This window comes from Streptomyces sp. NPDC004788 (assembly GCF_053601115.1).
This window is the reverse complement of the sequence record NZ_JBSGBF010000010.1, coordinates 99,654-111,867: the sequence shown is the minus strand read 5'-3', so window position 1 is coordinate 111,867 and position 12,214 is coordinate 99,654. Positions and strand designations below refer to the sequence as shown.

Below are 12,214 nucleotides of genomic sequence, written 5' to 3'. Positions count from 1 at the left end.
CAGTAGTGTGCTCTTCCGATGTGTCCCTTGTCCGGAGGGCCGATCGGCCGGTCAGCCCACCACCCGGTAGAGCGACTGGTTGTTCGGCCCCTTCGTCACGAAGCGCAGCGCCGGGTCCTTTCCGGAGAGCCCGCCCTCGGTCTGCCACTGCAGCACCCACTTCACGTGGTACCGGTGCAGGATGGCCAGCCGCTCGTCGCGCGGCGTGCCGGGCGCGAAGTACCGCTGCGTGTCGGTGATGCGCTGCCGCTCGTCCGGCAGGAACACGTCCGGATAGCCCGCCATGACGGTGTATCCGCCGTAGCCGGGCAGTTTCTGCGCCGTCCACGCGCCCGTCATGAAGACGTCGCCGTAGGCGGTGTACGGGGTGAGCCAGGCGTACGAGGTCTTCGCCGGCGCGGCGTCCCGGGTGACCGCGTTCGGCAGCGCGTCGTCACGGAAGACGAAGGTGAGGGCGCCCTTCTGACCCCAGGCGCCGACGGCGAGCGCCGCGGCGAGGAGGGTGCCGAAGGTGGCCCGCAGCAGCCGCCTGCCCCCTTCCACCGCGCAGAGGGCGGCCGCGATCTGCGCCGGGATGATCATGGCGGGCTCCGCCCGGCCCAGCGACCACTTGTGGAGGACGGCTCCGGCGCCGACCGTCAGAAGTCCCAGGACGAACCAGACGACCAGCGGGTCACGAAGGTCGCGCCGCAGGCGCACGGCGAGCGCGAGCACCCCGATCGGCAGCAGCGTGAAGCGCGCCGGCAACCGGCCGTACAGGTTCTCGTGGATCGACTCCAGGCCACCCACGCCGAAGAGATGGAAGAACGAGTAGTACGGCCACACCGCCAGGAGCAGGAGGCCGAACGCGAGGGCCGCGCCGAACCGTAGCCACACCGCCCTGGTGGGCCGGACTCGGAGCGAGGCGAGGAGGCCGAGCGCGCCGAAGGTGAAGACCACGCCCGAGAACTGGTGGCTGAGGGTCATCCCCGCCCACATCACGCCCAGGCCGAGGTACGCGGCCCAGGTCGACGTCCTGCGGTTGAGCGCCCGGTGGAGCAGGGCCAGGAAGTGGAAGCCGAGGCCGGTGGCGAACGTGCTGGGATAGGAGACGTTCAGGGCGAGGGACGTGAATCCGAGGAAGCCGCTCCACACCAGGACCTCCGTGCCCCAGAGGAAGAGCAGGCAGAGCACGGCCAGCGGCGGGGCCGCCCGGTGCGGGGTGAGGGTGCGGGTGAAGTGCCACACGCCGCTGAGCAGCAGGGTGAGGCCGATGGCGGCGGCGCACCGCAGCACGTCGAAGGTGCCGAGGTCGGTGGCCTTGGCGAACAGCGCGAGGAAGACCGTCCACGGCGAGTAGTACGGACTGTCCGTCGGGGAGTCGACCATCGGGTTCCCCGGGTGGACCAGGTCGTGCCGGAGCCGTTCGATCGTGGCGGCGTGCACGCCCAGGTCGCCGCGCCAGGGCAGCCTGACGACCATGAAGACGTAGGTGGCCGTCACCAGGAGCACCGCGCCGTTCAGCGCGGCGGTGAGGCGGTCCGCGCCGAGCGTGCGCCGCCGTGGGGGACGGCGGCGTCGCCGGGAGGGCGCGGGCCCGGCCGGTCGGGGGTCGAGGGCACTGGACGTGCCGAGGACGCTGGACATCAGAGGGGACGCTCCGCGCTCTTCGGGCTCTTCGGGCTCTTCAGCCGCCTCCGACGGAGCGGGCCCGGAGCTTCCACGGCATGGCGAGGGACTCCAGCTGGACCGCCGGGTTCATCTCGGACTCGCCGACCGTGCGGTCCTCGAAGTGGATCGGGACCTCCATCGCCTCGGGCAGCGCGACGGCCGTGGTGGTGGTCTGGTGTTCGCCTGTCACTGGGTCGTGCCTCACTGAGTTCGCTCGCACGCCTCTGCCGACGGCCTGCGCGCCGTCAGCCCGGGAGCTCACTCCCCCGCGCGAAGTGTCGTGGTGTCTTCCCCCCGCCGGCGGTGCGGTCCACTCGATCACAGAACTCACGAGGACTCGTTCGACTCACCGGCCCGGCCGCGTCACCTTCACACCGTTGCCGCACGGCAGCCCCCCGGCCGGCCCCCGCACACGAGAAGCGGCCCGAAAGCCCGAAAGGCAGGGCGAGACCGGGTGCCGGTCGAGGCCCCGACTATGCTCGGGCAGGCATTCCGCCCGACCTCGACTCCTCACTGGAGACCGCATGGCCCTCAAGATCACCGTGATCGGCACCGGCTACCTCGGCGCCACCCACGCCGCGGCCATGGCGGAGCTCGGCTTCGAGGTCCTCGGCCTCGACGTCGTGCCCGAGAAGATCGAGATGCTCGCGGGCGGGCGCGTCCCGATGTACGAGCCCGGCCTGGAGGAGCTGCTCGCGCGGCACGTCGCCGGGATCGAGGGATCCAGCGGGCGGCTGCGCTTCACGACCTCCTGGGAGGAGGCCGGCGCCTTCGGTGACGTCCACTTCGTCTGCGTGAACACTCCGCAGAAGCACGGCGAGTACGCGTGCGACATGTCGTACGTGGACGCCGCCTTCGCGTCCCTCGCCGGTGTCGTACGCGAGGGGGCGCTGGTCGTCGGCAAGTCGACCGTGCCGGTGGGCTCCGCGCAGCGGCTCGCCGCGCTGCTGCCGGAGGGCGTCGGACTGGCCTGGAACCCGGAGTTCCTGCGCGAGGGCTTCGCCGTGCAGGACACCCTGCACCCGGACCGGATCGTGGTCGGCGTGCCCGAGGGCACGGACGGCGAGCGGTACGAGAAGGTGCTGCGCGAGGTGTACGCGGGGCCGATCGCGGAGGGCTCGCCCTTCGTGGTGACGGACTACCCGACCGCCGAGCTCGTGAAGACCTCCGCGAACTCCTTCCTCGCCACGAAGATCTCCTTCATCAACGCGATGGCGGAGGTCTGCGAGGCCGCCGGCGGCGACGTCGCCAAGCTGGCCGAGGCGATCGGGCACGACGAGCGGATCGGCGACAAGTTCCTGCGGGCCGGGATCGGCTTCGGCGGCGGCTGCCTGCCCAAGGACATCCGGGCCTTCATGGCCCGGGCCGGCGAGCTGGGCGCCGACCAGGCGCTGACCTTCCTCCGCGAGATCGACTCCATCAACATGCGGCGCCGCGCGTCCATGGTCGAGATGGCCCGCGAGGCGCTCGGCGGCGGCTTCCTCGGCAAGCGGGTCGCGGTACTCGGCGCGACCTTCAAGCCCGACTCGGACGACGTCCGCGACTCGCCGGCGCTCAACGTCGCCGGCCAGATCCACCTCCAGGGCGGCCAGGTCACCGTCTACGACCCCAAGGGCATGCCCAACGCCCGGCGCCTCTTCCCGACGCTCGGCTACGCGGACTCGGCGCTCGACGCGGTGCGCGGCGCCGACGTCGTGCTCCACCTCACCGAATGGCGCGAGTTCCGCGACGCGCTCGACCCGGCCGCCCTGGCCGCGGTCGTCTCCTCCCCCGTCATCCTCGACGGCCGCAACGCGCTGGACCCGGCGCGGTGGCGCGAGGCGGGCTGGACGTACCGTGCGATGGGCCGACCGCGCGCCTGACGCCCGTCACTCACACCGCCGACAGCGGCGCCCCGCACCCGCGGGGCGCCGCTGTCGGCATCAGGCTGCCGTCCGCAGGCGGGACGCTCTCGCTCGGAACTCCGTTTCCCTCAGGACTCGCGTCGCGTTGGCGTGGGACAGCCCCACCAGGTCCTCGGCCGGCCAGGCGCGCCGCAACAACTCCGTGAAGAGGGGGGCGTAGCCGGTGGCGGGGGGTGTGGTGTGGGAGAGGGCCACGGCTCGCGGGCCCGCGAGGGTGCGGACGCGGTCGAGGGCGTCGGCCGTGGCGGACGCGTCCGGGGTGACCGGGACCATGCACACGCCGTCGTGCTCGCCGAGCAGGCGCAGCAGGTCGTCGGGCACGGCGTCCGGTTCCGCGCGGGTCATCAGGACCGGGGCGCGGCTGACCGCGAGGGTCTGGCGGACGGTGTCGGGGTCGGCGTCCGTGAGGTCCACGGTGAGGCCGAGCCGGTTCATCTCCCGTACCGCCTCGCGGGCGAAGCGGTCGTAGCGGGTCAGGTTGACCACCCGTACCCCGAGCGCGTGATACGCCCTGAGGGTCGCGAGCGAGCCGCCGACCGCGGCCCAGCTCACCGGTCCGAGCAGCACGGCGACGCGGCCGCAGTTGCGGGCGTGCTCCATCTCGGCGGTGCTGTGGGCGAGGCGCAGGTCCTCGGGGCAGGCCGCCACGAGCGCGCGGACCGCGTCGATCCGGCGCAGCGTGCCGAGCACGCCCTCGTCGGCGTCGACGCGCAGCGACCAGAGCTGAGCGCCCGTCTCGGCGGCGCGTGCCGGTGGCAGGTCCTCCGGATCGGGGTCGGCCACGAGGGGTGGTTCCGTGTGCCCCTCGACGACCGGCTGCGCCGCGAGCAGGGCGCGGGCCCGGGTGGACTCGTCGAGGGGCCGGGGATGTTCGGGGGTGTCGGCGTCGCCGGCGCCGTCGGCGTGGGCGACGGTGAAGGTCGTGGTGGTGGGATCGTCGAGCAGATCTGCCATGGGGGACTCAACTCCGTACTACTGAGGCAGTACACCAACCGTCCCACCCAGACGGGGCACGGGCGCGGCGGACTGAGCCGTCCGGGGGATGTCCGCGAGACGCGCCGAGGGCCCCGGCTCAGCCGGGGCCCTCGGTGACGTGCCGTCAGTTCGCTCAGGCCGTGAAGGAGTTGATCGTCGCCACCGACGGGCCGCGCAGCGCCCGCTGCTCCCGCGCCACCGCCTCCGCGTCCCGCAGCACCCGTACCGCGTTCGACCACGTCAGCTTCGCGAGGTCCGCACGCGACCAGCCGCGTACGAGCAGCTCCGCGATCAGGTTCGGGTAGCCGGCCACGTCGTCGAGGCCCGACGGGGTGAACGCCGTGCCGTCGTAGTCGCCGCCGATGCCGATGTGGTCGATGCCGGCGACCTCGCGCATGTGGTCGAGGTGGTCGGCGACCGTGGCGGCCGTGGCGATCGGGCGCGGGTTCTCCGCCTCGAAGGCGCGGTGCAGCGCCATCGCCGGGGCGGTCGTGTCGAGGTGGTGGAAGCCGTGCGCGCGCAGGTTCTCGTCGGCCCGGTTCGTCCACTCGACCGCCGCCGGGAGGATGAACTTCGGCACGAAGGTCGCCATCGCCACGCCGCCGTTGGCCGGCAGCCGCTCCAGGACGTCGTCCGGGATGTTGCGCGGGTGGGGGCAGACCGCGCGGGACGAGGAGTGCGAGAAGATCACCGGCGCGGCGGTGGTGTCGAGCGCGTCCCGCATCGTCGTCGCGGCGACGTGCGAGAGGTCGACCAGCATGCCGGTGCGGTTCATCTCGCGGACGACCTCGCGGCCGAAGGCGGTGAGCCCGCCGTGCCGCGGCTCGTCGGTGGCCGAGTCCGCCCAGTCGTTGTTCTCGTTGTGGGTGAGCGTCATGTACCGCACGCCCAGGGTGTGCAGGGCGCGCAGGGTGGCCAGCGAGTTGTTGATGGAGTGGCCGCCCTCGGCGCCCTTGAGGGAGGCGATCCGGCCCTCCGCTCGGGCCGCCTCCATGTCGTCGGCGGTCAGCGCGGGCGCGAGGTCGGCCCCGTACCGCGCGAGGAGCAGGTCGACGGCGTCGATCTGCTCCAGGGTGGCGCTCACCGCGTGGTCGCCGGCGAGGCCGCCGGGCACGTACACGGACCAGAACTGGGCGCCGACGCCGCCGGCCCGCAGCCGGGCGAGGTCGGTGTGCAGGGCGCCCGACTGGTCGCCGGCGATGTCGAGCCTGTCGAGGTCGTAGCCGCAGTGCTCGCGCAGCGCCCAGGGCAGGTCGTTGTGCCCGTCGACGACGGGGGCGGAGGCGAGGAGTTCCCGCGCCTCCGCGAGCCGGTCGGCGGCGGTCTCGCCGGCGCCGCTCACTGGGCGAACCCGAAGGACGCCGAGCCCTCGACCTTCTGCCGCAGCCGCTTGCCCTTCTCCGTGGCCTGGTCGTTGAGCTCCTGCTGGAACTCCTTCATGCGGGCGAGCAGTTCGGAGTCGTGCGCGGCGAGCATCCGGGCGGCGAGCAGGCCCGCGTTGCGGGCGCCGGCGACCGAGACGGTGGCGACCGGGACGCCGGCCGGCATCTGCACGATCGAGAGCAGCGAGTCCATGCCGTCGAGGTACTTCAGCGGCACCGGCACGCCGATGACGGGCAGCGGGGTGACGGAGGCGAGCATGCCCGGCAGGTGGGCCGCGCCGCCGGCGCCCGCGATGATCGCCTTGAGGCCGCGCTCGGCGGCCTCCTCGCCGTACGTGATCATCTCGCGCGGCATGCGGTGCGCGGAGAGCACGTTGACCTCGTAGGGGATCTCGAACTCGTCGAGGGCCTGTGCGGCGGCCTCCATGACGGTCCAGTCCGAGTCGGATCCCATCGCGATGCCGATGAGCGGGTTGCCGTCAGCCGGGTTACTCAACGATCGTCCCTCGCAGGTAGTCGGCGGCGTGGCGGGCGCGCTCCAGCACCTCGTCCAGGTCGTCGCCGTAGGTGTTGACGTGACCGACCTTACGGCCGGGCTTCACGTCCTTGCCGTACATGTGGATCTTCAGCTGCGGGTCGCGGGCCATGCAGTGCAGGTACGCGGAGTACATGTCCGGGAAGTCGCCGCCGAGGACGTTGCACATCACGGTCCACTTCGCGCGCGGGCGCGGGTCGCCCAGCGGCAGGTCCAGGACGGCCCGGACGTGGTTGGCGAACTGCGAGGTCACCGCGCCGTCCTGGCTCCAGTGGCCGGAGTTGTGCGGGCGCATGGCGAGCTCGTTGACGAGGATGCGGCCGTCGCGGGTCTCGAACAGCTCGACGGCCAGGTGGCCGACGACGTCCAGCTCCTTGGCGATGCGCAGCGCCAGCTCCTGGGCCTGCCCCGCGAGCTCGTCGGAGAGCTCGGGCGCGGGCGCGATCACGGTGTCGCAGACGCCGTCGACCTGACGGGACTCGACGACCGGGTACGCCACGGCCTGGCCGTGCGGCGAACGGACGATGTTCGCCGCCAGCTCGCGGGTGAAGTCGACCTTCTCCTCGGCGAGCACCGCCACGCCGGCCTTGAAGGCGTCGTGGGCGTCGGCCTCCGACCGGACGAACCAGACGCCCTTGCCGTCGTAGCCGCCGCGGACGGTCTTGAGGATGATCGGGAAACCCCCGCCCTCGGCGGCGAAGGCCGCCGCGTCGGCCGGGTCGGCCACGATGCGGTGCCGCGGGCTGGGCGCGCCGATCTCGTCGAGCTTCGCCCGCATCACCCCCTTGTCCTGGGCGTGCGCGAGGGCCGCGCGGCCGGGCCGGACGACGACGCCGTCCGCCTCCAGGGCCGCGAGGTGCTCCGCGGGCACGTGCTCGTGGTCGAAGGTGATCACGTCACAACCGCGCGCGAAGTCACGCAGCGTGTCCAGGTCGCGATAGTCGCCGATGACGACGTCGCTGACCACCTGGGCCGCCGAGTCCTGCGGGGTGTCACTGAGGAGCTTGAACCTGATGCCGAGCGGGATGCCAGCCTCGTGCGTCATACGAGCGAGCTGACCGCCGCCGACCATGCCGACTACCGGGAAAGTCACCCTCTTAGGGTATCCGCACAAGTGGCGGACCCTCGTCCGGCTGTGTTTTGTCACAGGTCGGGTGGGGTCGCCTACGGAACGCGCACGATCGCGGCCTTCCCGGGCGGGCGGGGGGTGGCGTGGTTAGCATGGCTTGGTTGACGCCGTCCGGCGTCGAGGGGTCAACGAACAGGACTGAGCCATCACGATGAGTGAACCCGGCGCGCTGCGCATGCGAGTGGACCGGCTCGTCCGCGAAGTCGCCAAGTTCGGGGTCGTCGGCGGACTTGGCGTCCTCGTGAACCTGGTGGTCTTCAACCTGGTCCGCCACCTCACCGGGCTTCCGGTGGTACGGGCGAGCATCATCGCCACGATCGTGGCGATCCTCTTCAACTACGTGGGGTTCCGCTACTTCACGTACCGCGACCGCGACAAGTCCGGTCGTACGAAGGAACTGATCCTCTTCCTGCTGTTCAGCGTCGTCGGCATGATCATCGAGAACGGCGTGCTGTTCGTGGCGACGTACGGCTTCGGCTGGGACAGCCCGCTGCAGAGCAACTTCTTCAAGTTCTCCGGCATCGGCGTCGCGACGCTCTTCCGCTTCTGGTCGTACCGCACCTGGGTCTTCAAGGCCCTGCCGGCGAAGGAGGCCGTGCAGACCGCCGAGTCCTTCCTGGAGCAGGCGCCGCGTCAGGCCACCCGCAAGCAGCCCGACCGCGTCTGATCACCTACAACCGATCACATGGAGCGCCCGGTCAGCGGACCGGGCGCTCCGGCTGGGTGCGGCTCCTGACCTCGCGGCTCAGGAAGAGCGCGAAGACCGGCGGCTGCTGCTGGAGCAGTTCCAGGCGGCCGCCGTCCGCCTCCGCGAGGTCGCGGGCCACCGCCAGGCCGATCCCGGTGGAGCTGCGGCCGCTGACCGCCCGCTCGAAGATCCGCGCGCCGAGGTCGGCGGGGACGCCGGGGCCCTCGTCGGTCACCTCGATCACCGACTGGTTGCCGGTGACGCGGGTGCGCAGGGCGACCGTGCCGCCGCCGTGCATGAGCGAGTTCTCGATGAGGGCGGCGAGGACCTGCGCCACCGCGCCGGGGGTGCCGACGGCCCGCATGCCCTGCTTGCCGGAGTGCACGATGGCGCGGCCCGCACTGCGGTAGGCCGGCCGCCACTCCGCCAGCTGCTGGGTGATGACCTCGTCGAGGTCGAAGGCGACCGCGGAGCCGGTCCGCGGGTCGCGCGAGTTCGTGAGCAGCCGCTCGACCACGTCCGTGAGCCGCTCGACCTGGGTGAGCGCGATCGTGGCCTCCTCCCGGACCGTCTCCAGGTCGTCGGCGACGGCGACCTCCTCCAGGCGCATGGAGAGCGCGGTGAGGGGCGTACGGAGCTGGTGGGAGGCGTCGGCGGCGAGCCGGCGCTCGGCGGTGAGCATCCGGGCGATCCGTTCGGCGGAGGCGTCGAGGACGTCCGCGACCCGGTCCAGCTCGGGCACTCCGTACCGCTTGTGGCGTGGGCGGGGGTCGCCGGAGCCGAGCCGCTCGGCGGTCTCGGCGAGGTCGGTGAGCGGCGAGGACAGCTTGTTGGCCTGCCGTACGGCGAGGAGCACGGCCGCCACGACGCAGAGCAGCGCCACCCCGCCGGTGGTCATGGTGGTGCTGAGGACCTCGGAGGTGATCGTGGAGCGGGACTCCTCGACCACCACCTGCTCGCCGCGCTCGCCCTCGGCGCGGCCGCGGAGCACGCTGCCGCCCGGCCGGACCCCGATCTCGATCGGCGGGCGGCCGGGGATGCTGATGTGCGCGTACCGCTTGGCGCCGCTCTGCTCGGCGAGGATGTCCGGGGTGACCGGCTCGCCGCCGATCAGCCGGCTGTCGACGATCGAGACGATCCGCAGCGCCTCGGAGTCCACGCTCTCCTGGGCGCCCTCGGTGATCGTGCGGGTCTCGACGATGACGAGGGCGCTGCCGAAGACGGCGATGACGACGAGCACCACGGCGAGCGTGGAGTTGATCAGACGGCGGCGCACCCCGTTACGTACCTTCGCTGTCAGTTCTTCTCGAAGCGGAAGCCCACGCCGCGGACGGTGGCGATGTACCGCGGGTTGGCCGCGTCGTCGCCGAGCTTTTTGCGCAGCCAGGAGATGTGCATGTCGAGGGTCTTGGTGGAGGACCACCAGGTGGTGTCCCAGACCTCGCGCATCAGCTGGTCGCGGGTGACGACCCGGCCCGCGTCCCGGACCAGGACCCGGAGCAGGTCGAACTCCTTGGCGGTGAGCTGGAGCTCCTCGTCGCCCATCCAGGCGCGGTGCGACTCGACGTCGATGCGCACGCCGTGGGTGGTGGGCGCGGTGGCCGGCTCGGTGGCGCCGCGCCGCAGCAGGGCCCGGACGCGGGCGAGCAGTTCGGCGAGGCGGAAGGGCTTGGTGACGTAGTCGTCGGCGCCGGCGTCGAGGCCGACGACCGTGTCGACCTCGTCGGCGCGGGCGGTGAGCACCAGGATGGGCACCGTGTGGCCCTCGGCGCGCAGCCGCCGGGCGACCTCCAGGCCGTCCATGCCGGGCAGACCGAGGTCGAGCACGACCAGGTCGACCCCGCCCTGGAGTCCGGCGTCGAGGGCGGTCGGGCCGTCCTCTCTGACCTCGACCTCGTATCCCTCCCGCCGCAGGGCGCGGGCCAGCGGTTCCGAGATGGAGGCGTCGTCCTCGGCGAGCAGTACACGGGTCATGAAGGTGATGGTAGTCCGCGCGGCGACGGTGCCGGGGCGTGATCCACAGCCCCGTCGCCCCGCTGTGCGCCTGGCATCCGCGACCCTATGGATCATGATGCCCAAGTGGCTTGGGACCTTCGAAAGGGCGAAGTTGGTTCCGTCAGGGCCTGTGATCCATCTCTCAAGTCCTTCCATACCGGGCAGTGTCGTGTCGTATGGTGGCGAGAGTTCTGTAGCGGTAATCGGGGACCTTTGGCCGTGTTGAGGCGCCAAGGGTCTCTTTTCTGCACAAGTCGCCGTCGGCGGTCTTGAGGACAGTGAATGACCTGTGGGCCGGGTCCGACGGCGCGATAGCGCGTCAAGGGCGTGGATCCCGGGGAGGTGCGACCGCACCTCGCCGGTGCCGGCCTCCCCCACCGGGCGCACCCCGCTCACGAAGCGCGCGTCCCGACAGAGCAAGGATCGACATGGCGTCCACCCTCGCCACGCCTTCTACCGGAACCTCTGGTTCCGGGAAGACGTTCTTCGGCCACCCCCGTGGTCTGGCCACCCTCTTCATGACCGAGATGTGGGAGCGCTTCTCCTACTACGGCATGCGCGCCCTCCTCGTCCTGTACCTGGTCTCCGGCGGCGCCGACGCCGCCACGGGCAGCCAGGGCGGCGGCCTCGCCATGACGGCCGCCACGGCCACGGCGATCTACTCCGTGTACGTGTCGATGGTCTACCTGATGGCCATGCCCGGTGGCTGGTTCGGTGACCGTGTGTGGGGTGCCCGCAAGACGGTCACCATCGCCGGCTTCGTGATCATGGCGGGTCACACCGCGCTCGCGATACCGGGCCAGGCGGCGTTCTTCGCCGGTCTCGCGCTCGTCGCCGTCGGCTCCGGTCTGCTGAAGGCCAACATCTCGACGATGGTGGGTCACCTCTACGACGGCCCGGACGACGCGCGCCGTGACGGTGGCTTCACGCTCTTCTACATCGGCATCAACCTCGGCGCCTTCCTCGCGCCGCTGGTCATCGGCACCGTCGGTGAGAGCTACAACTGGCACTTCGGCTTCCTGCTCGCCGCCATCGGCATGGCGATCGGCCTGGGCCAGTTCCTCCTCGGCACCAAGCACCTGAGCGAGAAGAGCAACCGGGTCCCGAACCCGCTCTCCGACGCCGAGCGCAAGGCCGTCATCGTCAAGGTCGCCGCCGTCGTCGCCGTCGCCGCCGTCTTCTACGCGGCCGTCGTCGCCCTCGGCATGTACACCCTGAACTGGGCCCTCGTCCCGATCACCCTGGCCGGTCTGCTCATCCCGATCGCCGTCCTGGTGCGCATCAAGCGCGACAAGGAGCTCGACAAGGCCGAGCAGTCGAAGGTCTCCGGCTACATCTGGTTCTTCGTGGCCGCCGCCGCCTTCTGGATGATCTACGACCAGGGTGGCTCGACCCTGTCCCTCTTCGCGGACAGCAAGACCAGCGACCACATCGGCCCGCTGAGCTTCCCGGCCACCTGGTTCCAGTCGCTCAACCCGCTCTTCGTCATGGCGCTGGCTCCGGTCTTCGCCTGGCTGTGGCTGTGGCTCGCCCGCCGCAACCAGGAGCCGAGCACCATCGTGAAGTTCTCGCTGGGTCTGCTGGGCATCGGCATCTCGTTCTTCGTCTTCCTCGCCCCGATCGGCCTGGCCACCGGCGACGCCAAGGTCAGCCCGATGTGGCTGGTCGGGATCTACATGATCCAGACCATCGCGGAGCTGTGCCTTTCGCCGGTCGGCCTCTCGGTCACCACGAAGATGGCGCCGCAGAAGTACTCCTCGCAGATGCTGGGTGTCTGGTTCCTCGCCGTCACCGCCGGTGACTGCACCACGGGTCTGCTCTCCCTCGCGGGCGTCGACCTGAACGGCACGGGCATCATCGCCCTGCAGGCCGCGGCCGCAAGCGCCGCCGCCGTCGCCGTGTTCATGTACCGCAAGAAGGTCAAGGCGCTCATGGGCGACGTCCACTGACGGACGT

11 protein-coding genes are annotated in these 12,214 nt (G+C 71.4%); 3 read left to right on the top strand and 8 right to left on the bottom strand.

The window, feature by feature from the left end; genetic code table 11:
- Nucleotides 1-51: 51 nt before the first annotated feature.
- Both ACWEJX_RS07710 and ACWEJX_RS07705 read right to left on the bottom strand, forming a co-directional pair.
- Entirely contained in the window at nt 52-1,626 is a 1,575-nt protein-coding gene (locus tag ACWEJX_RS07710; RefSeq protein ID WP_451606616.1) for a hypothetical protein, read from the bottom strand.
- A gap of 40 nt (nt 1,627-1,666) precedes the next feature.
- Nucleotides 1,667-1,840, bottom strand: a complete 174-nt coding sequence (locus tag ACWEJX_RS07705; RefSeq protein WP_451606615.1) for a hypothetical protein — start codon at nt 1,838-1,840, stop codon at nt 1,667-1,669.
- A 334-nt stretch (nt 1,841-2,174) separates the two neighbouring features.
- On the opposite strand from ACWEJX_RS07705, the gene ACWEJX_RS07700 reads away from it, so the two are divergent.
- Nucleotides 2,175-3,512: a UDP-glucose dehydrogenase family protein gene (locus ACWEJX_RS07700; RefSeq protein ID WP_451606614.1), complete on the top strand. Its 1,338-nt coding sequence runs from the start codon at nt 2,175-2,177 to the stop codon at nt 3,510-3,512.
- Nucleotides 3,513-3,572: 60 nt separating this feature from the next.
- Here the strand turns inward: ACWEJX_RS07700 and ACWEJX_RS07695 are convergent, their stop codons facing one another.
- The 4 genes from ACWEJX_RS07695 to ACWEJX_RS07680 form a co-directional block, all read right to left on the bottom strand.
- On the bottom strand, nt 3,573-4,508 hold the full coding sequence (locus ACWEJX_RS07695; RefSeq protein WP_451606613.1) for a membrane dipeptidase: 936 nt from the start codon (nt 4,506-4,508) through the stop codon (nt 3,573-3,575).
- A gap of 154 nt (nt 4,509-4,662) precedes the next feature.
- A complete protein-coding gene (locus tag ACWEJX_RS07690) occupies nt 4,663-5,871 on the bottom strand; it encodes a dipeptidase (protein WP_451606612.1) in 1,209 nt (402 codons plus the stop codon).
- Nucleotides 5,868-6,365: a 5-(carboxyamino)imidazole ribonucleotide mutase gene (gene purE / locus ACWEJX_RS07685; RefSeq protein WP_451606624.1), complete on the bottom strand. Its 498-nt coding sequence runs from the start codon at nt 6,363-6,365 to the stop codon at nt 5,868-5,870. The genes ACWEJX_RS07690 and purE overlap by 4 nt, the downstream gene beginning before the upstream one ends.
- A gap of 34 nt (nt 6,366-6,399) precedes the next feature.
- A complete protein-coding gene (locus ACWEJX_RS07680) occupies nt 6,400-7,539 on the bottom strand; it encodes a 5-(carboxyamino)imidazole ribonucleotide synthase (RefSeq protein ID WP_451606611.1) in 1,140 nt (379 codons plus the stop codon).
- Between the two features lie 187 nt (nt 7,540-7,726).
- Between ACWEJX_RS07680 and ACWEJX_RS07675 the strand changes: the two genes are divergently transcribed.
- Nucleotides 7,727-8,242, top strand: coding sequence for a GtrA family protein (locus ACWEJX_RS07675; RefSeq protein WP_451606610.1), 516 nt, complete (start codon nt 7,727-7,729; stop codon nt 8,240-8,242).
- A gap of 31 nt (nt 8,243-8,273) precedes the next feature.
- Here the strand turns inward: ACWEJX_RS07675 and ACWEJX_RS07670 are convergent, their stop codons facing one another.
- The gene (locus ACWEJX_RS07670) at nt 8,274-9,539 is read right to left on the bottom strand and encodes an ATP-binding protein (RefSeq protein ID WP_451606609.1); all 1,266 of its coding nucleotides are present in this window, start codon (nt 9,537-9,539) and stop codon (nt 8,274-8,276) included.
- Between the two features lie 20 nt (nt 9,540-9,559).
- Entirely contained in the window at nt 9,560-10,237 is a 678-nt protein-coding gene (locus ACWEJX_RS07665) for a response regulator transcription factor (protein WP_403801360.1), read from the bottom strand.
- Between the two features lie 449 nt (nt 10,238-10,686).
- On the opposite strand from ACWEJX_RS07665, the gene ACWEJX_RS07660 reads away from it, so the two are divergent.
- The gene (locus ACWEJX_RS07660; RefSeq protein WP_451606608.1) at nt 10,687-12,207 is read left to right on the top strand and encodes a peptide MFS transporter; all 1,521 of its coding nucleotides are present in this window, start codon (nt 10,687-10,689) and stop codon (nt 12,205-12,207) included.
- Nucleotides 12,208-12,214 lie beyond the last annotated feature (7 nt).